Annotated in this window: 15 protein-coding genes, 3 tRNA genes and 1 pseudogene; 10 read left to right on the top strand and 9 right to left on the bottom strand. The window is 67.9% G+C overall.

Annotated features, from left to right (window positions below; translation table 11 throughout):
• Window positions 1-4: 4 nt before the first annotated feature.
• Window positions 5-256 (bottom strand): acyl carrier protein, encoded by a 252-nt coding sequence (locus ACZ7SW_RS17070; protein WP_470231358.1) that lies wholly within the window; start codon window positions 254-256, stop codon window positions 5-7.
• Window positions 257-424: 168 nt separating this feature from the next.
• The gene (locus ACZ7SW_RS17065; RefSeq protein WP_470231357.1) at window positions 425-1,177 is read right to left on the bottom strand and encodes an AfsR/SARP family transcriptional regulator; all 753 of its coding nucleotides are present in this window, start codon (window positions 1,175-1,177) and stop codon (window positions 425-427) included.
• A gap of 776 nt (window positions 1,178-1,953) precedes the next feature.
• Here ACZ7SW_RS17065 and ACZ7SW_RS17060 point away from each other — a divergent pair.
• The 6 genes from ACZ7SW_RS17060 to ACZ7SW_RS17035 are packed head-to-tail and all read left to right on the top strand — an operon-like array spanning window position 1,954 to window position 7,647.
• Window positions 1,954-3,180 carry a cytochrome P450 gene (locus ACZ7SW_RS17060; RefSeq protein WP_470231356.1) on the top strand — a complete coding sequence of 409 codons (1,227 nt, stop codon included), beginning with the start codon at window positions 1,954-1,956 and terminating at the stop codon, window positions 3,178-3,180.
• Window positions 3,180-4,022: a polysaccharide deacetylase family protein gene (locus tag ACZ7SW_RS17055; protein WP_470231355.1), complete on the top strand. Its 843-nt coding sequence runs from the start codon at window positions 3,180-3,182 to the stop codon at window positions 4,020-4,022. The genes ACZ7SW_RS17060 and ACZ7SW_RS17055 overlap by 1 nt, the downstream gene beginning before the upstream one ends.
• On the top strand, window positions 4,016-5,194 hold the full coding sequence (locus ACZ7SW_RS17050) for an RsbRD N-terminal domain-containing protein (RefSeq protein ID WP_470231354.1): 1,179 nt from the start codon (window positions 4,016-4,018) through the stop codon (window positions 5,192-5,194). Before ACZ7SW_RS17055 ends, ACZ7SW_RS17050 begins: the two co-directional genes overlap by 7 nt.
• The gene (locus ACZ7SW_RS17045) at window positions 5,191-6,087 is read left to right on the top strand and encodes a fumarylacetoacetate hydrolase family protein (protein ID WP_470231353.1); all 897 of its coding nucleotides are present in this window, start codon (window positions 5,191-5,193) and stop codon (window positions 6,085-6,087) included. The genes ACZ7SW_RS17050 and ACZ7SW_RS17045 overlap by 4 nt, the downstream gene beginning before the upstream one ends.
• Window position 6,088: 1 nt before the next feature.
• Window positions 6,089-6,394 carry a 2Fe-2S iron-sulfur cluster-binding protein gene (locus ACZ7SW_RS17040; protein WP_470231352.1) on the top strand — a complete coding sequence of 102 codons (306 nt, stop codon included), beginning with the start codon at window positions 6,089-6,091 and terminating at the stop codon, window positions 6,392-6,394.
• Window positions 6,391-7,647, top strand: coding sequence for an NAD(P)/FAD-dependent oxidoreductase (locus ACZ7SW_RS17035; RefSeq protein WP_470231351.1), 1,257 nt, complete (start codon window positions 6,391-6,393; stop codon window positions 7,645-7,647). Before ACZ7SW_RS17040 ends, ACZ7SW_RS17035 begins: the two co-directional genes overlap by 4 nt.
• Window positions 7,648-7,711: 64 nt before the next feature.
• On the opposite strand, the gene ACZ7SW_RS17030 is transcribed toward ACZ7SW_RS17035, so the two are convergent.
• From ACZ7SW_RS17030 to ACZ7SW_RS17010, 5 genes are all read right to left on the bottom strand, one after another.
• Window positions 7,712-9,985, bottom strand: coding sequence for a hypothetical protein (locus ACZ7SW_RS17030; RefSeq protein ID WP_470231350.1), 2,274 nt, complete (start codon window positions 9,983-9,985; stop codon window positions 7,712-7,714).
• A gap of 23 nt (window positions 9,986-10,008) precedes the next feature.
• Window positions 10,009-10,081: transfer RNA gene (locus ACZ7SW_RS17025), tRNA-Cys, on the bottom strand.
• Between the two features lie 11 nt (window positions 10,082-10,092).
• Window positions 10,093-10,167 (bottom strand) — tRNA-Thr (locus ACZ7SW_RS17020).
• A 736-nt stretch (window positions 10,168-10,903) separates the two neighbouring features.
• Complete coding sequence (locus tag ACZ7SW_RS17015; protein ID WP_470231349.1) at window positions 10,904-11,251, bottom strand: hypothetical protein; 348 nt, start codon at window positions 11,249-11,251, stop codon at window positions 10,904-10,906.
• A gap of 188 nt (window positions 11,252-11,439) precedes the next feature.
• Window positions 11,440-14,538 carry an RICIN domain-containing protein gene (locus ACZ7SW_RS17010; protein ID WP_470231348.1) on the bottom strand — a complete coding sequence of 1,033 codons (3,099 nt, stop codon included), beginning with the start codon at window positions 14,536-14,538 and terminating at the stop codon, window positions 11,440-11,442.
• A 449-nt stretch (window positions 14,539-14,987) separates the two neighbouring features.
• On the opposite strand from ACZ7SW_RS17010, the gene ACZ7SW_RS17005 reads away from it, so the two are divergent.
• From ACZ7SW_RS17005 to ACZ7SW_RS16990, 4 genes are all read left to right on the top strand, one after another.
• Window positions 14,988-15,872, top strand: coding sequence for a hypothetical protein (locus ACZ7SW_RS17005; protein ID WP_470231347.1), 885 nt, complete (start codon window positions 14,988-14,990; stop codon window positions 15,870-15,872).
• A 154-nt stretch (window positions 15,873-16,026) separates the two neighbouring features.
• Complete coding sequence (locus tag ACZ7SW_RS17000; protein WP_470231346.1) at window positions 16,027-20,253, top strand: DNA/RNA non-specific endonuclease; 4,227 nt, start codon at window positions 16,027-16,029, stop codon at window positions 20,251-20,253.
• Window positions 20,254-20,268: 15 nt separating this feature from the next.
• Entirely contained in the window at window positions 20,269-20,895 is a 627-nt protein-coding gene (locus ACZ7SW_RS16995; RefSeq protein ID WP_470231345.1) for an SMI1/KNR4 family protein, read from the top strand.
• Between the two features lie 371 nt (window positions 20,896-21,266).
• Entirely contained in the window at window positions 21,267-21,821 is a 555-nt protein-coding gene (locus ACZ7SW_RS16990; RefSeq protein WP_470231344.1) for an SMI1/KNR4 family protein, read from the top strand.
• Between the two features lie 182 nt (window positions 21,822-22,003).
• On the opposite strand, the pseudogene ACZ7SW_RS16985 reads toward ACZ7SW_RS16990, so the two are convergent.
• A pseudogene (locus tag ACZ7SW_RS16985) lies at window positions 22,004-22,396 on the bottom strand (DDE-type integrase/transposase/recombinase); the annotation flags it as partial.
• An 869-nt stretch (window positions 22,397-23,265) separates the two neighbouring features.
• Window positions 23,266-23,338 (bottom strand) — tRNA-Ala (locus ACZ7SW_RS16980).
• Window positions 23,339-23,450: the final 112 nt, after the last annotated feature.

Here is a 23,450-nt window from a genome sequence, read left to right as displayed (position 1 = left end):
GTCTCTACCAGCTCGCGGATTCCGACACGACCTCGTACACCGCGCGCAGGTTGGTCATCCTGGCGAACTGGGCCTGGTCGATCGTGACGCCGAACCTCTTCTCCAGCGCGGCCAGCACGTCCATCAGCGACAGCGAATCTGCCTCGTGGTCGTCGGCGAAATCGCTGGTTTCGGTGAGCTCGGCGTCGTCGAGCTCGAGGTGCGTGCAGACGATCTCGCGGATCTGCTGCATGCGTTCGGAGACGGCTGTCGTCATGGGGGCACTCCCGATAGTCAGGGACCGGTTCTGGGGATCGGCCCGAAACTAGCGGCGAGCGGTGACACCCTTCTGACAGCGCCCTGACGCGGCGGCCCTGTCGGTGCGGTGTCAGCAGGCGGTCATCGGGGGCTGCCATGCTGACGCCGTGGAAGAGAAGACGACGGCTCAGTCGAGGAGCTGGTCCTGCATCAGGATGGACTGGTACAACCTCCGCAGCCCCGGCCCGGGCTCCAGCCCGAGTTCGGCGCTCAGCCACTTCCGGGTGCTGTGGAAGACCGACACCGCCTCGCCCTGCCTGCCGTCGCGGTAGAGCGAGATCATCAGGTACTCGCTGAGCCGCTCACGGGCCGGGTTCTCGGCGACGAGTTGTTTCAGGTCGTGGGAAAGCCCGTGGTGCTCCCCGACTTGCAGCCGCGCGGAGATCAGGTCCTCCTGCACGGTCAGCCGATGCTCGTTGAGCTGCTCGGCGGCCATCCGGCAGCGGGTGCAGTCGGCCACGTCGAGCAGCGCCGGCCCGCGCCAGAGCCGCAACGCCTGCTCGAACACGGTGATAGCGGCGCGCGGATCCTGGCCGAGCAGCCCCGCGCCGCGCTGTGCCATGGCGGAGAACCGATGCGCGTCGACCGCCTCGGCGGGCACGGTCATCAGATAACCGCTGCTGACCGTGCGGACCACCTCGCGCTCGCCGGTCACGTTGAACACGAGTTTCCGCAACCGCGCGATGTTGGCCTGCAAAGCGTTGCGGACGTTGGAGACCGGTTTGTCCGCCCACAGCTCGTCCGCGAGCGTGTCCAGGGACAACGGCACCCCCGGCGACAAAGCCAGCAGCGCGAGCACGGTCCGCACCTTTCGCGAAGCGACTCCGTGCCTCCGGCCGGCTTGCCGGAGCGTCACCGATCCCAATAGCTCAATTTCCATATCTACCCCTGAGGAAAAATAGCCCGTCTCAAGTGACCCCACGCACCGAGCTGTCGGCCGAGCCGAGCATGTCAGAACTTGAAAAGACGGTCTACCTCCGATTGGGGTAATGAGTTGGCGTCATGTTCGACAGTTTCGCGCTCCGAATAGGAAGGACGCTCCCGATTTACCTGCCCCGACCTCCCGATGGTGGTGCTGGCACCAGGTGCGACAGTGGTGTTACCTCCCCCAAGAGGCCCTCCTCCGGCGAATACCTTGTCGTACTCGCCGGTACGGTGTTGAATCATTTAACGCGGACGGGAGGCGCCGCCTTTTCCGATCCGGGGCGACTTCTATTTGCAGTTACGGGCAACATTTCTGCCCGTTGTCGCAGAGTCGGCGAATGGTTATTTATTAGCGGTCCGGCGACGCAGGGTGTTTCTGTTGTCCCCCAGAGTCGCCCGCGGCATTCGACATCGTGAACGCTTCTCCTCCCGACGGTTGGGACGGAATCCTTCTATTGCGCCAGTGTGCAATCTCCCCGCTTCGGTCAGCCGAGTCGTAACAAGGGAATTTTGCGAACTTCCGTACTTTCGGCGGATCAGCCCGGCTGATTAACGCGCCCGCGTTCCGAGGAGGTCCGCCGCGCCCTGCCCGCGCGACGGCAGGACGCGGGGCTTCGAGGTAAGTCACAAACCACCGCATCGATCTCCTCGTTTTCCCCCATGACGCGGGCGCGGCCGCTGCTTAGCATTGCCGGGGTACGGCACTCGGGCGAGATCGAAGGGGATTTCGAGATGACCAATGCCTCAGACGTCGTTCGCCTGGATCCGTCCGACCCGGTCTTCAGCGCCGACCGCCACGCGGCCTACCGCCGCCTGCGAGAGTCGGCCCCGGTCGCCAGGACGGTTGTCCACGGGCAGGATTCCTGGCTCCTCACCGGCTACGCCGAGGTCGAGAAGGTGCTCAAGTCCCCGGACCACACCGTGCAGCCGAACCCCGGCGAGTTCCCCGCGCACATCGGCGACGGGCCGGCCGCGGAGTTCTACCGGTTCTCCCTCCCGAACGTCGACGCGCCCGCGCACACCCGGCTGCGCAAGCTCGCGTCGCCCGCGTTCCAGCCGCGTTCGGTCAACCGGATGCGGGCGTGGGTCGAGGAACTCATCGTCGGCGGGCTGGACGAGCTCGCCGGCCGCGACGACGTCGTCGACTTCGTGCGGGAGTACGCGATGAAGATCCCGGCGCTGATCGCGTGCCGGCTGCTGCACGCGCCGCTGGCGGACGCCGGGACCGTCCTGGAGCGCATGCCCGGCCTCAACGCGGTGCTCAGCCAGGGGGACATCACCGCGGAGCAGCTCGCGGAGGCCGACGCGACCGCGCAGTTCTATTTCGACTACCTCGGCGACATCGTCGACACCCTGCGCGGGAAGCTCGGCGAGGACGACCCCGTCGGGGCGCTTTTGCTCGCGGAGGCGGACGGCGAACGCCTGTCGAGGACGGAGCTGGTCGTGACCCTGGTCGGGTTCTTCGTGGCCAGCTACCACACGACGATGGTCGCGATGACGAACGCCGTTTACGCAATGGCTCGGCACAAAGACCAGTTCCGGTCGCTGGCCGAGGATCCGGCGCTGGCGAAGGCGGCGTGGGAGGAGAGCCTGCGGTTCGAGGCTCCGGTCCATTTTGTCTGGCGCTACGCGGGCGCCGGCACCGAACTGTCCGGCATTCCGATCCCCGAGGGCGAGCACCTGCTTCTCGGCTTGGCCGCCGCGAACCGCGACCCGGCCCGATTCGAGCGGCCGGACGCGTTCGACCTGAAGCGCCCCGGCAACCGGCACCTCTCGTTCACCGCGGGCGGCCATTTCTGCCTCGGCGCGCCATTGTCCAGATTGGAGGGAGAGATCCTGCTGCGCGAGCTGCCGCGGCGACTGCCCGCACTGGAATTGTGCGACGACGAGCCGCCGCGCACGACCGACCTGACCTTCGCCCTGATCTCCCGGCTCGACATCGCGCCCCAGGGCCGGTGATGGCCGGCCGGTGGGGTCCCGACGGCGCGGAGTGCGCGGTCGCGGTCACGTTCGACCATCTCGGCGAGGCAGCCGAAATCCAGCTCGGTTCGGCCCCGCAACAGGGCGATCACCACAGCGTGACGCGAGAACTCCCGGCCTTGCTCGCGATGCTGGAGAAGCACCGGTACTCCGCGACTTTCTTTGTGGAGGCGTGGAATTTCCGGCACTATCCGGACGCGGTGCGCTCGATCGTCGAGGCAGGGCACGAAATCGGCTGGCACGGCTGGCTGCACGAGCCGTGGCACCGGTCGTCGGCGGAGGAGATCGACGAGTCGCTCCGGCTGAGCCTGGACGCCTTCGCCTCGCTCGGCGTCCGGCCGCGCGGCGCGAGGCCGCCGGCGGGACTTCTCGGACCGCATTCGGTGGACGTCCTGGCCGAGCACGGTTTCGACTACGTCTCCCTGGCCGGAACGGCTTTCGGTACCACTGTCGGCGACACAGCAACGCTTCCTCTTCTGCCGTATCCGTGGCACGCGGTGGACGGCGCCTACTACGTACCCGGCTTCACCCGGCTCCGGATGCCGCCCGGCGACGAACCGGTCGGCCCGGACGGACTGCTCGACGGCTACGCGGCGATCGTGGACGACACCGCGGCCGCCGGCGGATGCGTCGGCCTGATCTTCCACGTGCCGTGGCAGGACAGTCCCGGCCGGGTCGCCGCGATCGGAACCTTGGTGGACCGGCTGGCCGCGGACGAGCGCGTCTGGCTCGCCCGGGCCGACGAGATCGTCGACTGGGTCCGGGACCGCCCGGCGGACTTCCCCGCGACGGCGCACGTCGACCGGGAGCCGGCATGGTGAGCGAGGCGCCCCGGCCGCGGCTGTCGGCAGTGCCCGGACCCGTGGAACGGGACCGGTTCTGGGCGTCGGTCGAGGACCTGCTGGACGAGCTGGCGCGAGGGCTGGTCGCGCGGATCCGCGCCGAACTGCCGTCGTACGCGCGGCTTCCGGAGGACGAGCATTTCCGCAACGTCCGGTCTCTGTACGAGACGATGACGCGCAGCCTCGCCGAGAGGGTGCCGCCGAATCCTGAAGTGCTGCAATCGATCCGCGCCTCAGCCCGGCGGCGAGCCTACTACGACATGCCGGTGTACGACGTGCTGGCGGCTTTCCATTACGCACACCGGGATTTGTGGGAGGCGCTGCGCAGCTCGGAGCTGGCCTCGGAGTCGCTCCTGGTCGAGCTGGTCGGTCCGATGGCTCATTGGTCGCAGGCGATGAGCCAGGCCGTGGTGGACGCGTACGTCGCTCAGCAGGGCGGTCGCGAGCAGCACGAACGGGAGACGAGGGCGCGCTTCTTCGACCTCCTGCACGCGGACGGTCCGAGCGAGGGTGCCACGGACGTAATGCGCGAGCTCGCCTTCGACCCGGAAGGGGAGTTCACCGTTCTCGTCGCGGGAAACAGCTGGTGGCCACGCGAATCCGTCGACGCACTGCAACGCGCGGGGCGGCGGATCACCGGCGTCCTGCACGTCGACGCGCGTGCCGGGCTGATGACGGTCGTCTTCCAGGGCGCGGCGATCGACGACGTCGTGGCTCTCGCCACCGAGGTGGGCGGCGAGAACCGGCCCCTCGGCATCGGGCTGACGAGGGCGGGGCTGGCCGGAATCCGGCTCGGCCTCGGCGACGCCACGCGCGCGTTGCGGCTGGCCGAGGCCGACGGGCGGGCGGCGGTCCGGTTCGAGACCGACTGGTTCCGGGCCGCCATCCCCGATCTGGCCCCGCTGATCGGCCCGCTCGTCGCACCGGCCAGCCGGATCGCTGCCGAGCAACCCGACCTCGCGGACGCTGTCGTCGCGTACGCCGAGTCCGGATTCACTTTGCGCGGGACCGGATCCGCGCTCGCCCTGCACCCGAACTCGGTCTCGTACCGCCTCTCGCGATGGCATCAGCTCACCGGCCTGGACGTGCGGTCCTTCTCCGAACTGGCGCTGTCGCTCGTGGCGATCACCGAAGCCAGGAGGAACACGTGAAGCTCGTCAGTTTCGGGTCGCCGGGAGCAGCGGAACCAGGGGTGCTGGTCCGGCCGGACGCGATCCTTCCGTTGCGCGGCAGCATGTTCCGCGGTGGCTGGAGCGAACTCCTGTCGAGCTGGCCGTCCGCCGAGCCGCTGGTGCGGTCCTCTGTCGACCAGCACCGCGACGCCGATCTGGTGCCGCTGGCCGAAACGAGGCTCGGGCCGCCCGTGTCGCGCCCCGGCACTGTCATCGCGATCGGCTTCAACTACCCCGCGCACGGCGACGAGGTACTGGGCGCGCCGCGTCCGCCGGGCGAACCGATCGTCTTTCTGAAGCCCGCCAGCAGTGTGTGCGGTCCCTCCGACGCGATCGTCTGCCCGCCGGAAACCCGCCAGCTGGACTACGAGGTCGAGCTGGCGGTGGTCATCGGCCTTGGCGGACAACGGATTCCGGCTGGCGAAGCGCTGAAGCACGTGGCCGGATACATGGTCGCCAACGACGTCACGGCCCGGGACATCGCGTTCGGCGAGGGGGTCGAGCACCCGCTGCTGTTCCAGATGGCGCGGGCGAAGGGAGCCCCGTCGTTCTGCCCGACCGGACCGTGGCTGGTGACCCCGGACGAGTTCGACCCCGCCGGCGCCACGCTGCGGCTGTGGGTCAACGGCGAACTCCGCCAGCAGGACTCCACCGCGGGCATGGCGGTCGGGGTCGCCGGGCTGATCGAATCGGTCAGCCGGTCGATGGCGTTGCGCCCCGGGGACATCCTGCTGACCGGCACGCCGCCGGGCTGCGGTTTTCAGCTGGACCCGCCCCGTTTCCTTGCCGACGGCGACGTCGTCGAAGCCGAGATCGACGGCCTCGGCCGCATGCGCTCGCCCGTCGTCGCGCACTCGCTGGAGAGGATCTGACATGCCGAAGGTGATCTTCCGGGCGCTGGACGGCGACCGGACCGTCGACGTGCCCCCAGGCACCACGCTGATGCAGGCCGCCCTCGACGGGGATGTCGAGGGAATCATCGGGGAATGCGGCGGCAACGCCATGTGCGCGACCTGCCACGTCTACGTCGCCGCTGATGCCGGCTTCCCGCCGATCACCCCGACGGAAGACGAAATGCTGAACTGCACGGCGTCCGAGCGCCTCCCGACCAGCCGGCTGAGCTGCCAACTGCCCGCACCCGAGCAGGACGTACTCGTCGAACTGCCGGAGGAGCAGTGAACGCGGTCGACCCGATCGTCGTCGTAGGCGCGGGCCACGCAGGTTTCCACGTGGCGCTTTTCCTCCGCGAAGAGGGCGTCGACACCCCGATCGTCCTGGTAGACCGCCTGCACGGCCCGCCAGTGCAGCGGCCGCCGCTGTCCAAAGCGATGCTGCTGAACGCCACCGAGCCCAGGCTGGCCTTCCGCAAACCGGACTTCTATCCGGCGCGGAACATCACCCTGCTGCACGACACCGTCACCCGGATCGACCGGGATCGCCGCCTCATACAACTCGAATCCGGCCGCTCACAAGGTTACTGCGACCTGGTCCTGGCCACCGGCTGTCGCCCACGCGAGCTGCCCCTGCCCGGTTCCACCCTCCCCGGGATCCGCACGTTGCGCACCCCCGACGACGCCCGCGCCATCCGAGACGCCCTAACCCAAGCCGACAACGTGGTCGTAGTAGGCGGCGGTTTCATCGGCCTGGAGACAGCCGCAGCGGCGCGCACCCGCGGCTGCGCGGTCACAGTCGTGGAAAGCCTGCCCAGGCTCATGCGACGAGTCGTGTCGCCTGACGTTTCCGCTCATTTCCGCACACTGCACGAGAACCAGGGGGTGCACGTCAGAACCGCCAGCATGGTCCGCACCTTCGACGGCGACACCCACGTCCGCGAAGTCACCCTCGCGGACGGGACCCGGCTACCGGCCGATCTCGTAGTACTGGGAGTAGGCGTCAGCCCCGAAGCCGGTCTCGCCCACGAATGCGGCCTCGCCGTCGGCAACGGCGTGGAGGTCGACGCCACTCTGCGCACGGCAGACCCCAGAATCTCCGCGATCGGCGACTGCGCGTCCTTCCCAACTGGCGACGGAACCCGCCGACGCCTCGAATCGGTGCAGAACGCCACCGACCAGGCCCGAGTAGTCGCCGCCCGCCTATCCGGCCGGCCAGCGATGTTCGACGCCGTGCCCTGGTTCTGGACAGACCAGTTCTCCACCAAACTGCAAATCGCCGGCCTCGTCCCCGAGACGGACACCGAGACCGTTCGAATCGGCGAATCCGAGAAGGCGTTCTCCATCCTGCATTTCCGCAACGGCCGACTCGCCGCGGTCGAATCCGTGAACCGCCCCGCAGACCATGTCGCCGCCCGCCGCCTCCTCTCCGAAGGCGGCCCCTCCGCCCAGAAGAGGCGCGTGTCCCGCAGTTCCGCCTGCACTCCGCCGTCACAACCGACTGACGCGCTTCTCTTCTTTGCTGGCCAGGAATTCGCGTGAATGCGCACTGTGCGCGGTCGACCTGCGGTGCCGCGCTGGCGGCGACGGTGTACGGGGGAGCGCTTTAACGTTCCTGGTCGGCGGGTTCCGGCAGGACCCAGTGCCTGCCAGTGGTCCAGCCGAGGAAACGCCGTCCTGTTCCGCTGTCCGTCCGGCCCTCCGGGGTGAACCGGACGCCTTCCACCACGTGTGCCAAGCCGGTGATTGCCGGGGTGAATCGCTCGGCCAGGCCTGCCCGGGCCACCTTCTCGGCGAGCTGGCTTACGGTCGCCCGCTGAGTGTCGAGGTCGCAGAAACTCAAGAAGTACAACGCCTGCCGCCAGGCGTAGGCGGCGTTCTTGACCGCCTGCAGGGCGGCGTGGTGGTGGTCCGTGCCGGTTGCCAGCCGGGCCACCGCCCACGTCAACGATTCGGCGGCCAGTTCGGGTGCTGAGGCCCGGACCCGTTTCCGCAGATCCAGCGTGTCCACTAGAACTGCCAGGTTCTGCGTCGTGAGGATCTGGCTCTGCTCCAGCACCGTGCCGTTCGCGGCCACCGAGCCGGACCTGTGCGTCGGCCGGGCTTCGGCGGCGCGGGCCACGCACACGTCGGCGAAATCGTCGGCGGTGCGCTTGGCGAGCACGCGGAACGGGCGCGGCGTTGACGTCCAGGACTGCGGCAGGTCGTAGTAGCGGGCGTAGAGCGTGCCCGCCATCGCGCGGCTCGTGAGTTCCGCCGCCGTGCGCCACTTCTCGGTGAACGTTCCCATGAAGATGTCGGCGGCGACCTCCTCCACCAGCGGCATTGGCAGCCCAGCCTGTTTGGCCAGCGCGCCCAGTTCGCGCACCAGCGTGTTCGGCAGGATCGCGTGCGGGAACGCGCTGAGCGCCAGCAGCACCGTCTGGGCCAGCGTCTGACGCGCCGCCCGGGCCGTGTCCGGACGCCGTACCCGCAACTGATCGATCGCGTGGACCCAGGGCAGTTCCTCGATCCGGACTTGATGTTCCAAGTCCAGCAGCAGCAAGCTGCGCCGACGGCGGAAGGCCGCGTAGGTCTGGGCGTAGAGCGTCGAGAGCTGCTCGTTTTCGAAGTTCGCGGCCAGCAGCTGTGCGGTGATCTGCGGCAGGACCGTCGCGAGCACGTCGGCCGAGGTGATCACGTCCTGCGCGACCAGTTCCTCGATCGGCGCCTCCAGCGCGCGGGCGATTTTGGCGACCAGATGGGCCGGCGCGTCCGCGGCGACCGGCTCGATCGACGGAAGCCCGCCGTCGGCCGGGAAGCGGTCCAGCCGCTCAGCCAGCGCGCCCGCGAGTTCGGCGTGGGTGGGCCGAGCGGCGACCGCGGCCTGCAGCGCGCGCAGCGCCGCCCGCGGTTCCGAGCCCGGCTCGCCGTGCTTGGTGATCGTGTTCGCCAGGGCACGGCGGATCCAGCCCACCTCCCGGCCGGTCAGTTCCGTACTGTCGTGCTCGCACGCCAGCAACGCGCGGTGCAGCCGGGCGAAGTTGCTCTTGGCGTGAGCGTGAGCCGTCGACGCGTTGTGTCGGGCGCTCGCCGTCGCGTAATCCGCCAGCCAGTGAGCGCGTCGCTGTTCCCAGTCCTGTGGCCACGTACGGCACGGCCAACCGCCGGTGACGCCGGTTCCGGCCAGCCGCGGCAGATCGCCCTCCACGGTGTCGCACCACAGCGCGACCAGCCGGTCGAACAACGGATGCCACACCTTCAGCGTTTCCAGCATCGCCGCGATCGCGGGCCGGACGGTCGCCGACCGCAGCGCCTCCCGGACCTCGCCGACAGTGCTCAACCGCACCAGCGCGCCCGCCGGCCGCGGCGCGGCACCGGGAAGCGGCGCCAGGCGCAGGCGATGCAGGTGCGGACGAAGCTCGGCGACCAAGTCGAGCGCGGCTTCGGCGTGTCCGTGGTCCAGCAGCCATGCCACGACCGGCAGCGCGGCGTCCTCCGGAACCTCGATCCGGTAGGACTCCGAGGCCAGCATGGCGCGCAAGGTCCCGAGCCCGGCGTCGGTGAGATACCAGAGGTTGAGCCGTTCGCGATCGGTCGTGCCCGGCCCGTCGGCACACAGACCGGCCTCGGCCGCCCGCAGCGGAACCTCGGCCAGGAAGCGGCCGGTGGCGAACCCGCCGTGCACGACTTCGAGGGTCACCCATGCCGGAGTGTCCGCGACCGGAACCCGCGAGCCGATCCGCAGGGAACCCTCGGTCATTCCCGCCAGGACGTCCCGCCACCGGCTTGCCTTCGCCCGCGCGCGCTGGCGCGTCGCGCTGTCCTTCGCGGACACCGCGGTGCGCACAGCCCGTTCCAGCTGCCCGTAGGCGTACCCCGGCGGCGCGGTGTGTCCCATGTGGATTCTCCCCTGTGGTCAAGACTTGGAGGCAGGACTCGAACCTGCGCCCTCCCGGAATGCAGCCGGGTGTTCTGCCTGCTGAACTACTCCAAGACGCGGAGGGATGGACATGGAGGCAGGACTCGAACCCGCGCCCTCCCGGTCACGAGCCGGGCGATCTGCCGCTGATCTACTCCATGCCGCTTCCCCGCACTGGAAAGCCTATGCCGCTGCGGGACAGCACCGCCACTGATATCCGATGGCCCCCGCTGTTTCTCGGGTGCCTTGGTGCGAGACAACCGGCATGCGCTGCTGTGCTTACGTGCTGACCGCAGCTCAGCGGCGGACGAACCAGCCCCGGTAGCGGCCGTGCAGTTTTAGTGCGTGGGTTCCGGGCCGATCCCTGAACGGGACGGTGCCCGCCATCTACACCGCTCCTCGCGCGGACGAACTCACCAACTCCAACAGTGTGTGCTGGATAAGTCCTTGCGCGCCAAGGAATTAGCCAGGAACACGGTCATCAGCATCACGAATGCTTCTCCCCGCCGCTGTCCGAGGCCGTTGACTCGACGAGGATCGTCGTTGGTCCCGCGGGCCCTTGACGACCCTGCCTCGGCTCGAGGAACCTCAGTCCGACCTGAGACGCATGTATCCGTGCAGGAGATCACCCTCCCGCTCGTCCCTCGTGTCACTGCTGCGGCACCTATTGCTTTGTTTCTGCACCGGCGCAGCAACTTTCGCCCGGCACCCCAGCCACAAGCCCCTGGCTGATCGATGACGAAATCCGGGCGACCTGCCCCCACGCCGCCGCTCCGGCCGAACACCGCCCGCTCGAAGCTGGATCCGACGATCGCGCGTGACAAGCCAGACCGACTTAGGTTCTACCCCCGGATTCCGGCTGATTGCCGTGCGGCGTCGGCGGTCGGTCGGTGAACTTCAGCGGCTGCCGCCTTGCCCGGGTGCTTCCTCGTCTGGACGAGTGATGTCAGGGTGCAGGCTTTTGAGTTCGCGTTTGATGTGGGGCGTGCGCACGGCCTTCCTGGCCAGCGCGAGCGTGTCGGCGTCAGGGTAGGCCGGCCACAAGTGCCACGTCATGCCGTCGCGCAGCCGCATTGTCTGTTTCGGCGAGGGCTCGATGGCGATGATCCGGCGAAGGATCCGCGTGAACGGCTCGCGGGTGGCAACTCCGCTGCGTACGGCTTTCGCGTGCAGGGCGTAAGTGAGCACCGTCAACTCGTCCAGTTCGCTCAGCAGTCCGGTGGCCTCGTCCGAACAGAACAGCATCAACAGTTGCTCGACCTCGCCGTCGTCGGCCAGCGCGCAAAGAACCCAGTCGCATCGTCTTGCCGGGCAAACCAGTCCGCGACCAGCCGATGCCCGACAAACCGTGCGTCCTGACCGCCGAAGGGCTCGAACGACGAGAGCCGGTCGCCGCGCACAGCGGCGGCGACCGGCTCTTCGATCAAGTGCGGTCAGACGGGGATGATGGTCCATTGCTGGTTGGGGTGGACGAGGTCCATCCATTGCTGGACGAGTGTCGCGTTTCCGGTTTGATTTCCGGCGGCTTCGATGACCTTGCCGGAGGCGACGTTGCGGAGTGCGACGGCGCTGCCGGGCGCGGTGGTGATTTCCCATTGCTGGGCCGCGCCGTAGTGGCAGGTGTACTGGGCGATGCTCGCGCCGTTGTCCGCGCCCGCGGCGTAGAGGTCGAGGCACTTGCCGGAGTTGCGGTTCTTCAAGGCGTATTTGCTGCCGCCGAGGTCGACGACGTCCCAGATCTGTTTGGGCGCGGCGGCGGAGCAGTCCCAGAGTTCGGCTCCGGCGAAGTCTGCTTTGGCGTCGTTGCCGACTCCGGCGATCTGGATGCAGCGGCCGGATTGGACTCCCTTGAACTCGACGGCCTTGGCGGTGACGGGGACGAGGGAGTAGGCGATGGTGAGGCTGCTTTCGCTGCTGTAGTCGATCCGTCCGCCGGCGAAGGTGTTGCGGCGGCCCTTGGGTAGGGGCAGTTCGTCGCTGGTCGGGAATCCCAGGAAAGACTTCTCCGCGCCGAGGGAGAGCCACTTGTCCCGGATGGCGCCGTAGACGGCGTGTGCTCCGGTGGCGGGGGACCAGTAAATCGAGGCTCCGTTGCTGAGGGTGAGGAATTCGCCCTTGCCGTCGGCGGTCTTGGCGGTGTCGGCAACGGGGTAGCCGAGGATCCCGGTTTCCTTGCCGAATTCCGCGTACTTGGCTCCGATGGCGCCGTAGACGGCCATGGCTCCGCCCGCGGGGGTGTAGTAGATGGATCCGCCGTCGAAGCGCTGGACGACTCCGCCGTCGGAGCCGAACGGGGTGGCTTCGGTGACCGGGTTGCCCAGGGGGCCGCTTTCGTAGTTCAGCGCGGCGTATTTCTTGTGGATCTCCCCGGTCACGACGCGCGTGCCGGCTTGTGCGGGGAGGTAGTAGATCGACGCGGTGCTGAAGTGGTTGTAGAGGACTCCGCCGGTGGGAGAGGCGGTTTCGTCGGTCGTCGGGTAGCCGAAGGCTGGTTGCCAGCGGTTGGCGATCTCGCCGTGGAACTCGTGCGCGCCGCTCTGCTGGCTCCATGCGATGTGCAGCATGCGTTTGTCCGCGGGACGGAGCACGTTGAGCGCCTGGCCCTTGGTTCCGACGAGGTCGAAGTCGTACTGGTCGTACACGGTTTGCTGCAGCAGCGTGTTCCCGAAGACGGCGAGAAGCTTGTCGAGCACCGGGCCGTTGTAGATGACCCCGACCGTGGCGCGTCCGTTGTCGCGGGTCAGGTAGATGCGTCCCTTCTCGTAGGGACGGTAGCCGGTGACGTCGGCGGTGAGGACCGGGTCGCCGGCCGGTTTGCCGAGCTTGGCCTGGATCTGCTTGTCGGCGTTGTAGTGCCGGTCGAACGGCGTGGGCACTTGCGGGACCTCGACGAACCAGGACGCGGGGGTCTCGATGCTGCGGAGCGTGGAGACGCCGGGGACATAGAGCCAGGCGTCGGGTGCGCTCGCGGGGCTGATGACGATCGTCCGGGTGCTGTCCTTGGCGTACTTGACGCACCAGGTCGATTCGTTCCGGAAACCGGGGGTGCCGTCCGTCGGGGCGACGTCCACGTTCGCGTGGTCGCCGGAACCCTCCCCCTGCCGCCAGTGCAGGTAGGAATTGGGGCGGACGGTCGACTCGAACGAGAAGCAGCTCGGGTTGCCCAGGCCCGGTGTGACGTTCCAGGTCATTTCCTGGTGAGTGCCCGGGCTCCATTTTGCGAGAGCGGCGGTGCTGCCGGTGTCGGCGAGGTAGCTGTCTGAGTCGGGCCGGACGTCGGTGCGGATCGTTTGGCGCTGGTGCTGGAGATGACCGGTGGCGACGAACTTGGTCCGGTCGAGGGGCTGCCCGGCGAGGGCGGCGTCGGCCGCGGCGACCAGGTCCGGATGGACCAGGCTCTTGGCGGCCCGGGTCCGGATCTCGGTGATGGCCGTGATGCGCGCGTCGTCTTCCTTCTTCATCTCCTTGTCGGAGTCTCGTTGGAACGCAGCTTGCGCGCCCGTGTCGACGTAGGCTTTCCAGTCGGCCGGGTTGGTGCTGAGGAAGGCTTCGTAGGCGGCGACGTAGACCTCGCTGTCCTTGGGCGCGCGTTTGAGGACTTCGCGCAGGAAGTTCTGGTCGGGCAGCTTCGCCAGGTCGTCGTCGACGGTGATGCTGATCTTCAGCGCGTAGGAGGCCGCGGTGACCCTGGCCTGACGGGCTTTCGCTTCGGCCTTCTGCACCTCGTCGCGGGTCGTGTCCTCGTCGATCAGGCGCTTGGTGTCCTTGGCGTGCTCGGCGATGATGCCGTCAGTGAGGAAACGCCACTGGTCCTCGACACTGCCCTTCAGCGCAGCACGGGCGGCAGCCTTGACAGCCATGTCCTTGTGGTCGTCGGCCTTGAGGTCGAGCAGCACGACGAAGTCGTAGACGGTCTTGTCCAGGTCGGTGTCGGTGACGGCGACGCTGATGGCGTGGGCGGCTCTGGCCTTCGCTTCGCGTTCCTTGTTTTGCTGTTGGATGCGTTCGGCGACGAGTTTCTGGTCGGCTGCGTTGGCGGCGGCCATGCCGGTCTTGATGTAGGCGGCGGGCGCGTCGTCGCCGGAGGTGAGCGCGTCGATGGCGCGTTCGCGCACGGTCTGGTGCAAAGGTGCGAGCGGGAGCGGCTTGTCCAGGTCGTCGGCGGCCCGGTACATCGCGGCGACGAAGTCGCGGTCGGACAGGATCAGCAGTTCGGGTCCGGCGACGATGCCCAGCAACGCGGCCGCGGTGCCTTTCTCCGACTCTGAGGACTGTCCCGCGGGCGCTGGGGCTTTGGCCGGCGCCGGAGTCAGATCGCCGCCGACAGCGAGGCGAATGTCCGGGCCGCCGTCGGCGGCTTTGGGCGCGGCCGCACCCTCGGCGGACGCGCTTGGACGTTGAGGGGTGGCGGTCGCGGCGATCGGAGCCGCCGTGGCGACGACGCCGACTGTGAGAGCGATGGCGGCCGCGCGGGCGAGATGCCGGCGCGGCCGCTCTGAATTCGGGACGGGCAAATGATCTGGTCGGGTCACAAGACTCCCCCTGCCGAAATGAAATAGCACACCAGGAATACGCACATGAACGCGCGACAAAAAATGATTCGATGCCCGTTGATTAGCGAGCGCCGAGACGTGTAATCACACCTTTACCGAGAGTGTGATCGGTCTAGACCATCGCCGCGTTACCCCTTGTGACGGTCGTCACATATACCCGTTCGGGGTGCCGTTTTCCTGCCATTGTTTCCACGTTCGGGTGATCCCGGGGTCGAGGGGAAGCAAAGGGGGACTCGGTGTTTTCACGCGCTCTAGCCGCCGGTGCCGCGGTCGCGGCATTGCTGACAACCGCTGGTGTCACGGATTCCGTCGCGGATCCGCTCACTGGCAGAGGAATTCCGGTTTCCCGGATTTCGGCGATCGAGGATTCGGCCTGGTATCCGATGGTCAGGCAGATTGCCCTTTACAACTCGGAGATATTAGTCCGAGTGGCGGCATGGAATGCGATTCGGTCGCCCGACGGGGAGGCCGCGCTGAAGGCGTTCGTGCTGACCGGCTTGGCGGAGGCCCGGCAGCGGTCTCAGCAGAACGCGGCCCGCAACCGGGACTTCGCGCAGCGGGTGCTGGCCTCCTACAGCGCGGCGTACTCGCCGGAGGTGCATGCTGAGGCAGACCGGGCGCTGCGCGGCACGGACGCGGACCGGGAACGATTCGCGCGCACGGGTTTCGCCGCGGCCAGGGCCAAGGATACGCAGGCTCGTGAGGCCGACGAGGCGCATCGGCAGGTGATTGCGCAGGCCGAGCGGGATTTCGTGGCGTCGTTGGCGCAGAACGATCCGGGCGAGCAGGTCCGGCTGGCGGCGCAGCACGCCCTGCGCCAGGGCAGCACCGACGCCGACATCCGGGAGTTCTACGCGACCGACTGGATGGCCGCGGCGGAACTGGATATCGAGTTCTTCCGGCAGCGCAGTCAGGAAGCGGGAGCGCGCTACTACGCGCTCATCCCGGGGCTGCTGGCCGATGCCCAGGAAGCTGAGAAGGAAGCGCTCGCCGCCAGCGGCGCGGCCGCGGAACAGGCCCGCGCCGTTGCCGCCCGGTCGTGGGCGACCACGAAGGAAAAGGCCGACGCCGCTCGTACGACGTGGGACGCCGAGCAGGCGCTGTGCGCGGAACAAGCCCGCTACTGGCAGTCCATTGTGGACCGCTACCCCGGGGAGACCGACCCGGTCTGGGTATCGATCACCGCGTCGGCGAAGAAGAGCCGCTCTGCCTGGACCGGCGAAGACTCGTTCGCGACCGGGCAAACGGTGCATTGGACCGACGTCTCAGGCCAGGCCCAGGCCGGGGTCGACCGGATGTCGAAACCCGCCTGAACCCGTTCTCCGCTGATCTTCCGCGGCTCCGCCGGGGCGGTGCCGTGCGCTCTGTTCTGTCGACGAGGGGTGCGTTGCTGTGCGCAGACTGTCCAGAAGACCGAGAAGACACGCCGCGACGACCTCCGGATGGCACCGGGGCCTCGTCGTCGCGATGACCGCCGCCCTGCTGGCCGTGACCGCGGGAGAGGGCGCGAACGCCGCCGCCGCGTCCGCGGCCGGGGCGATCCACGGGCAGTGGCAGCCGCCGGAGAAGAAACCGCCCGCTGTCGCGGCGCATGCGGCTGCGGCGGGGGAGCTGGACCCTGAGGACGCCGCGCTGATCAAGCAGATGCAGCGGGACTTGGTCACCGACATCGCCGACCACGACGAGGACCAGGAGGTCCGCGACGCCGCGCGGGAGACGCTGCGTCGTACCGATGCTGGCGACGCGGGCGCTATCGACGAGTTCTTCGCGCACGGCAACATGGACGCCAGGGCCAAGGCCAGGAAACGGAAAGCTGATGCGGACGCGGCCAACCGCGCGCTGATCGAGCCGCTGGCCGGGCAGGGCGGCCCTGAGTTCAACGCCGCTGTCGAGCGGGCGTTGAAGGGCGACGCTCACGATCGGGAGGCCTTCCTCGACTACGGGCGCGACATCGCAGCCGAGCGGGACCGCAAGAACGACGCTTTCGACAAGGCGTACAAGGCCCGGCGTCGCGCATACGTGCAGCTGGTCGCGGACCGCGGCGGGCCGGAAGTGTCGGCGGCGGCGAAAGCCGCGCTGGCGCAGGGGGATGCCGCGATCGAGCAGTTCTTCGCGACCGGGTATCTCGAGGCCGCGAAACGCGACGCCGACGCCCGCGAGAAGCATCTGGCGGATTTGGAGAGGCAGCGCAAGGAGGCCGAGGCCGCGTCCGATCTCGCTCAGCGCACGGCGCGGGCGATGACCGCGCGCCGGTACCTGCTGTCCGCCCACGCCGACGGCGTCCGCGCGCTGGAACGGGCCGCGAACGACATGACCGCTGCCGCCAACACTTCCCGCGACATCGCGAAAACCCTCGCCGCCGACCAGGCCGGGCACAGCTACCACCCGGAGCTGTACCAGCGGGCGAAGGACGAAGTCGCCCGCCATGTCGCCAACGCCGCCACCGACGCGCAGAACGCCCAGGCCGCCGCGGGTGCGGCGGTGGCGCAGGCGAACATCCTGGTGCAGAACGGGATGCCGCACGGGTCGGAATGGGCGAAGGTCGTGCAGGCGATGGGCGCGTCCGCGACCGCCGCGAAACAGGCCGCGGACACCGCCTCGCACGCCGTCGACGCGATCGCCGCCGATGCCGCGGCCACCGACGCTTCTGAGAAAGCCAAGGCGCACGAGGAGAACGCCCGCCAGTGGCGTGCCAACGCCGAGGTGAACGCGGCCGCAGCCAAGCAGTTGGCCCAAGCCGCCGCCGACCAGGCCGCCGCCGCGGCCACCGCAGCCGCGCGGGCCAAGCAGTCACATGCCGACGCGCTCGCCGCTTTGCATCAGGCGCAGCAGCACGCGCAGAACGTCAAGGACTCCCGCGCCGCCGCCGAACGCGAGCGCGACACCGCCGCGGCCAAACGCGCCGAAGCCGAATCCAACCGGCAGCAGGCCGCCGCGAAGCGCGCCGAGGCCGAGGCCAAGCAGCGCGAAGCCGCCCAGCAGCGCGACATCGCGGTGCGCGAAGCCAACACCGCCGCACAGAAACGCCGCGAAGCCGAAGGCCAAGCCGACATCGCCGCACAGAAACGCGGTGCCGCCCAGCAACAGGAACAGATCGCCGCCGACCGGAGCAAAGACGCCCGCCGCCAGGAAGTGGTTGCCCGCGACGCCGACACCGACGCCCGCACCCAGGAAGCCAACGCGAACCAGGCCCGGGACTACGCCGCCGAAGTGTCGAAGTCCGCGGAGACCCTCAAACGTAAGGCCGAGATCCTCGAGGCCCTTGCGCAAAAAGCACAGGGCATGGCCGAGGTGGCTCAGGCCGATAAGGACCGTGCCTGGAACGCCGCGCACCAGGCTCGTGCCGACGCCGACCAGGCTGCTGCGGCCGCGAGGCAGGCACGGTCGGACGCCGATGCCGCCGGCACTGCCGCAGCCAATGCCCGCAGCGCGGCGATCCAGGCGAACTCCGCGGCCAGCAACTCTCGCGCCGCGGCCGACCGAGCCCAGGCCGCGGCATCGCAAGCCCGCGCCGCGGCCGACGACGCCGAAGCCGCGGCCGAACGAGCCCGTGTCGCTGCCACCGAAGCCCAAGCCGCCGCGGCGCGGGCGGACCAGGACGCCACTCGCGCCGAATCCGAGGCCGCGCTCGTCCACCAGGCCGCGATGCGCGCCAACGCCGCAGCCGCCGACGCGACTGCGGCCGAAGCTCGCGCCGCGCAGAACGCCCGCAACGCAGCCGATCTGGCCCAGCAGACCGCGGTCAAATCCGCCCAAGCGTTGGAGGCCGCGCAGCGCACCCAGGACGAGGCCAATGCCTCTGCCGTGGAGGCGTCGACCGCCGCGCTGCAAGCGGGGATCGCTACTCGCGCCGCTGGTGCGGCGGTGCAGTCCGCGTCCGGCATCGCCAACCCGGCCGACTCCGCGATCGGGATGGCCGCGCCGTTCGCCGGCACCGACGTCGACGCAGACTTCGCGCAGAACGTCGCCAACCGGGCCCGCGACACCGGGGCCAGCCAGGTCGACGCCGCCCAGGCCGCCGCCAACGACGCCGCCGAACGCGCTCGTATCGCCGCCGAAGCCGCGAAAAACGCGGCCGGCGAAGTCGCCCCCGCCTACCAAGCAGCTGCTGACGCCGCCAACTCCGCCTCCGCTGCCGCCCGGTCTGCGGCCGACGCCCAGGCTTCCGCAGCCGAGGCCGCGAGGGAAGCCGCTGGTGCTCGCCAGGCTGCGGCCGACGCGAACGTCGTCGACACCCAGGCCCAGGCCGACGCCCAAGCCGCCCGCGCCGCCGCGAACCAGGCCGCCGCCGACGCCGCCCTGGCCGGTCTGTCCGCTGACCAGGCCGAAGCCGACGCCCGTGCCGCCCGCACCGCCGCGGACAACGCCACCCGGGCCGCCAACGAAGCCTCCGCCGCGGCCACCCGTGCCGCCAACGATGCCGCCGCCGCGCAACAGGCGGCAGCGCAAGCCGCTCGGGACGCCGAGGCCGCGCGTGCGGCAGCAGACCGAGCGGAGCAGCATGCCAAGGACGCCAACGACGCGGCCACCAACGCCGAAAACTACGCCCGCGACGCCGAAACCCGCGCGAAGAACGCCGCCAACGACGCCAAGGACATCCAAGCCGAACTCGCCAAACTCCAAGAGGAACTCCGCAAGGCCGACGAAGAAGAGCAGCGCAAGGCCGCGGAAGAGGCGATCAACGACGACAGCGAGGTCCCCGCACTCACCGCGGACGAGGAAACCGCCCTCCGCAAGGAAAAAGGCCAGCAAGGCGTCGACGACTACAACAACAACCGCGCCAAGGCCAACGCCGGCCTCATGGGGTTCATCACCGAACAAGGCGGGCAGGTCCTGCTCGACCTCATCGGCTACACCGACGCCAAGAAATGCTTCACCGAAGGCGACTTCATCGCCTGCATCATGACCGTTGTCAACGCCCTGCCCCTGTTCAAGTTCATCTCAGTCCTCTCCAAAATCCCCGACGCCATCTCCGCCACCGTCCGCATCGTCAAAGGCATCCGGTCGTTCAAGGACGCCGTCATCGCCGCCCGCCGCATCACCACCAACCTCCGCAACTACGTCCGGGGACTGATCAAGTGCCGCGCACCTGCGCTGGCTGGCGGAGGGGGAGAGACCTGCACCGTCGTTGACGCGGAGGAAGAGTTGAAGAGACCTGTTCCTGACGTCAAACCTGATCCTGGGCCCTTGCTCGACCCCGTCAAGGACAAGAAAAAGCTCGATGACTGCGCAGGCGGTACCATGGCCAAGGACGACCCCCAGTATCTGCCGCTGGAGTCGTTCACCTATCTCGGTACACCGAAACAGCGCGCACGCGGAGGCACCGTATGCATTACCAAGAGTGTGGAGGGAAGCGATTACCGGGCGACCCCGCCCGGATTCGACGGGAGCTCCATGCAGCGCGGCCATCTGATCGCCAACCGGTTCAGCGGCTCCGGATCGCTGATCAATATCGTTAACCAGTACATCGATGTAAACCAGATAGATGTCAAAGGGATTGAGAACCGCATCGCGGCGGCGTTGCGCACCAACCGTGAGATCATCTACCAGGTGCGTGCCCAGTACCCCAGCGATACCGCAGCAGTGCCACTGTGGATCTTCATCGACGCCATTGGCGACAACGGCTACGTCTGCTACGCCAACATCAAAAACGTGCGGCTGGGAGGCAAGGTCGAGCGTAAGGGATGCTACTGATAGCGTATTCACGGATTGCTCGTCGTCGAAGAGGTAGAAATCATGGTTCAGTCACGTCCATCGCGATCAATGGATGAGCTAGTCGAGGCTGCTTCTTGGTCTGGCGGTATAAAAAAAGGGCGAGACTGGGGTGTTGTGGAAGAGGGAATTGGGACCGCTCTTCCGGATGATTATAAGGAAATGATGGGTCGGTTTCCCTCTGGATTCTTCAGAAACGCGGTGTCTTTCGAGAACCCGATCGACTCCCGTGTCGACCTGGACGATTTCGTGCGGAACCGCGTCCAGCGGACGATCGGAGCGCTCGGCAATCCTGACCTGGAGTACCTTCAGTCCACCGATTACCATGTTTTCCCTCAGTCTGGCGGCCTGCTGCCGTGGGGAAATGATCTTCAGGGTGGCATCTTTTGCTGGCGGACCGAACCCGATGATCCGAACCAATGGCCGATAGCGTATTACAGTGCAGATCTCCTTAAATGGTTTGAACATGACGGCGGAGTGGTTGAGATAATTTGGGAAGTTCTCACGCATGCGGGTCGCGACAACATTCTCAGGCGCAATCTCGACCATGAGCAGCCCGTCTTTCGGGTTCCGTCGACGTACATGGGGGACGGCGAGTGGGTTGCGAATGCGGGTTACCGCTGATCGTCGAGGGCCGCGAAAGTGCGGTTCGATGTATCGAAGCAGCGATGCTGTGTGCATCCGGTAGGCCATCGGGCGAGAAATCGTTGTTTCCCGCCTATGTCCGGGATCGGGTTCACCGTGCTGTGAACCGTATTGCTGCTGGTTCGCTCAGGTCGCGGACCCGCGGATTGGGCTTTGCCGATCACTGCTCGAACGTGCCGAACGAGTGCTCGCAAGATCGCACGGACGGAATGCGACCGCAGGCTGCCGCCTAGCAGGTCTGTGCCGGCCTGCGGTCCCGGGCGGCAGCTTGCCGAAGCGATTGCGGTACTGGCGGGCGAAACGGCCTGGGTGGTAGAAACCTCTGCCGCCGCCAGTCTCCGGGAGAGCCGATGACCGAAGCCCATCCCCCGTCCCTCGTCGACGAGATCGCTCAAATCCTCGACTGGCACGACGAGTTCACGCCGGAAAAGGAGTGGTCAGACGTTGAACGCGAACTCCGCACACCGCTGCCAGTCGACTACAAAGAGCTTTTAACCCGCTTCCCGGGCGGCGTTTTCCGCAGGATCGTTATTCGCAGTCCGGTCGCGACTGAGAAGGCCTGGATTAAGTACAAGCGCGATCTTGACGAACTCCTAAACATCCTCGGCGACGAAGACCTCGAATACCTCGTCGACGTCGACTACGGTCTCTTCCCCGAACCGGGCGGCTTGCTGCCTTGGGGAAGCGACGGTCAAGGCGGAACCTTCTGCTGGATCACCGCATCGACAGACCCGGACACCTGGAAGATCGCTTACCACAGCCAAGGCGCTGACGAGTGGCGCGAACACCCGGGCCCGACCACGCGACTTCTCTACGAAATCCTGACAAACACCGGTGAAGTCAACCTTCTGAAGTGGGACTTTACCGATCTCCCCGTGGATTTCATCCCATCGCCTACACTCTAGCCGGGACTGTTTCGGGATCGGTGTGTCCGGCTCGACACGCGGGGCAGAATAGGGCGCGCGGCGACTGCTGGAATGGCCGGACGAGGGGCATATCTGGGCTCCGCGCTGGCAGAGCAACCGCAGCGTCGGCGTCCCGGACGGTTGTGAGGTTTCCCCCGCTCGCGTGCGTGGTTGCGGGTGGTCTAGGAGCGGGTGCCGATCTCGGTTTTGAGGGTGGCGAAGAAGGATTCGGCGGCGTTGTCGTAGCAGGACCCGGTCCTGCCCATCGAGGGCCGGATGCCGTGCGCGGTCAGGGTCTGGCGGAACTCGGTCGAGGTGTACTGGGTGCCGCGGTCGGAGTGGAACACCGCGCCCGCGTTGACCAGGCCGCGGTCCGCGGCGAGGGTGATCGCGTCGCAGACGAGGTCGGCGCGCATGTGCGGGGCGAGGGCGTGGCCGACGATTTCGCGGGTGTGCAGGTCGAGCACGGTGGCCAGGTAGAGCCATCCTTCGTCGGTGGGCAGGTAGGTGATGTCCCCGACGAGCCGCATGCCGGGGGCGCCAGCGGTGAACTCGCGACCGATCAGGTCCGGCGCCGGGGCCTGTCTTGTCCTGGCGGGTCAGCGACGGGGGTTTGCGCCGGGTGATCCCGGTGATGCCGCGTTCGTGCATGACCCGTTCGACGCGTTTGTGGTTGGCCGTTTCGCCGCCGTCGGCGCAGCTCGGCGGTGACCCGCGGGCTGCCGTAGGTGCTCTGGTGGCGGTGTGGATCCCGGCGATCTCGCCGGCCAGCCGCTCTTCTTCCCGCGCGTGTTGTTCGCGGGCCGGAGCGGCGGCGAGCCATTCGTAGAACCCGGGGCGGCGGACCTCGAGGACACGGCACAGCCGGGCGGCGGCATCACAGCCATCGGCCCGGACGTCCCGGCCTCATCCGGCGAGCCGAGGACGATCGGCACAGGAACCAGCCGCGCCCGCGCCCGCTCGCTGTCGCTTAAGTGGAACGTCTGGCACTTCGGCGGTCCGTCCCCACGGCCACGACGGACGCCGGAAGCCCGGCTCGGAGGGAGCCAACCAAGCCCGTGCCCCACTAGCACGCGCAGCCGTATCGGAGGCCGCATTGTCGAACCAGGTGCGGCTGGTGAATGTCGCCCCGCCGAACCCGGCGTCGCTGGTGAACGTCACACTGTTGAACCAGCAGGTTCCGATGAACGTCGCCCCCCTCGCAAGTTGTGCAGCGAACGCAGCCTTGTCGCATGTCGAAGAAACTTGGGGGTAATCACCCGATCGGCGACATGCTCTGGAGCAGAATCTGCGCACAATGCGAAATGGGGTCAGGGACTGCTCCAGGATTGCTCCAGCTACTGAACGGTAGCTGAAGTTCGAGACCATAAAACTCAAGATTTGGCGGTACGAAAAAACCGCCCTACCTGGATCATTGAATCCGGCGGGCGGCGTTTCGTCACTGTGGAGCTAAGGGGACTCGAACCCCTGACCCCCTCACTGCCAGTGAGGTGCGCTACCAGCTGCGCCATAGCCCCGAAGCAGAGGTGAACTCCGCATCTCGTATAGACATACAGTACACCCCGCCTTCCGGGCCTTCGGCAGGGGGTCGGTTACGTGCCGCAAGCGTGCTCGAAGGTGGCGACAAGC

The sequence above is a fragment of the Amycolatopsis sp. NPDC114484 genome, assembly GCF_055633755.1.
Note: the sequence above shows the minus strand (reverse complement) of the source record. Positions and strands in the feature narration are given on the sequence as shown.